Raw genomic sequence first — 1725 nt, forward strand, 5'->3', positions numbered from 1 at the left:
TGGGGGGTCTATATGACAAACGAAGCGGTAAAAAGTGTTGCAGAATCCATTAGGGATAATTTTGAAGATTTAACGCGAACCGAACGCCTCTTTGCCAATGTCTTGTTAGAAAATTATCCTATGTCTTGTTTGGGTTCCATCACTGCGGTTGCAGCCGCGGCGGATGTGTCCACCCCAACCGTTTTACGCACCGTTAAAAAACTTGGTTATGATGGCTTTCCTGATTTTCAGGCCGCGGTCCATACAGAACTTGAAGAAAAAATTTCAAGCCCAATCACCAAATTTGATCGTTGGAATGAAAGCGCCGCAGACACACATATTCTAAATGAATTTACCGATGCAGTTATGGAAAATATGCGTCAATCCCTGATGCAAATTGATCCGGAAGAGTTTGATGCAATTGTCAATAAACTCTCCACACAGAAAAATGCGTTACATATTGTTGGCGGGCGGATTACTCGTTCATTAGCGGATTATTTTTTCACACATATGCAAGTGGCCCGCAAAAATGTGCATCGTGTTGCCAGCAATTCCAACACTTGGCCGCATTATCTATTAAACATGGAAAAAGGCGACCTATTGGTCTGCTTTGATGTTCGCCGTTATGAGCATAGCTTATTGAACCTGACACATCTAGCTTCTGAACGGGGTGTGGATGTGATCTTATTCACCGATCAATGGGGGTCACCTGCCGCCAAAAACGCCAAACATGTTTTCAATTTACGTATTGAAGTACCATCTGCTTGGGATTCATCTGTGGTCACTCTTTTCTTATTAGAAGCTTTGATCGCTGCCGTTCAAAAGAAAACATGGACACAAACCAAAAAACGCATGAATGAGCTGGAATATCTTTTTGACGAAACACGTCTCTTTAAAAAGTTTAAGAAGATAACATAGCATCCTTCCTCATCATCAAGTTTACACGAATTTCTCATAGAAACGTAACATTCAACTTTTACCAATGAATGAAATCAAATATTTATTCTTTGGAGTATTAATAATGAAACGTCTCTGGATTATGCTGTTTGCATTCACCTTTTTTGCAAATGCATCAGGTCAAGCAGCAGAACAGGAATATAACATCTTTGCCGTACCTAGCGCTGAGATTTCCAATTATGTGAACGAATTTGGTCAAAAGTTAAAAGGTCAAACAGATATCGAAACTTTTGAGCAGCGCGGTTATCTCCCTCACGCAACTCTGTATCTTACTTCTTTCAAATCAGGTGATCTTGAAGAGGTAAAGGCAAAGGTTAAGGATTTGGCCAGCAATCAAAAAGCATTCCCGTTAATCGTGGATGGTACGCATTTAACCAAAGGACGTTGGTATTTCTTAGACCTAACCTATAGCAAAGACCTACAACGTCTTTCAGATAATGTCGTATTATCGATGGAACCTATGCGTAATCTTGACTATCAAGCACCAAACTGGGTCAAGAAATATCCAGAGAAACTAAAAACATTTGAACGCTATGGTTCACCAAATGTATTTGCGCAATATGACCCACATCTAACACAACTCGCAGGTGAAAAAAGTTCAAAGCTAGATGACTTTATCACTGCGACAAAAGATGAAAAAATTTATGTTGAAGGACAAGTCATTGGACTTGGCTTTGCGCCTGTGAACCCACTTGGACAAGTCAAATCCGGCGACGAAGAAATCTTCCTATTTAAGAAATAATAAAGAAAGAAAGCCGCCAATTGGCGGCTTTCTTATTCCAACAGAAA

At 40.1% G+C, this 1725-nt stretch carries 2 protein-coding genes; both read left to right on the top strand.

The genetic code is table 11. The features are described 5' to 3' along the window. Positions 1-897, top strand: an 897-nt coding sequence (locus E1160_RS00585) for a MurR/RpiR family transcriptional regulator (RefSeq protein ID WP_218048620.1), incomplete at its 5' end; no start/stop codon positions are given. Between the two features lie 103 nt (positions 898-1000). After that, the gene (locus tag E1160_RS00590; protein ID WP_218048621.1) at positions 1001-1678 is read left to right on the top strand and encodes a 2'-5' RNA ligase family protein; all 678 of its coding nucleotides are present in this window, start codon (positions 1001-1003) and stop codon (positions 1676-1678) included. Positions 1679-1725 lie beyond the last annotated feature (47 nt).

Source organism: Curvivirga aplysinae (assembly GCF_009711445.1).
Lineage (GTDB): Bacteria > Pseudomonadota > Alphaproteobacteria > UBA8366 > Aestuariispiraceae > Curvivirga > Curvivirga aplysinae.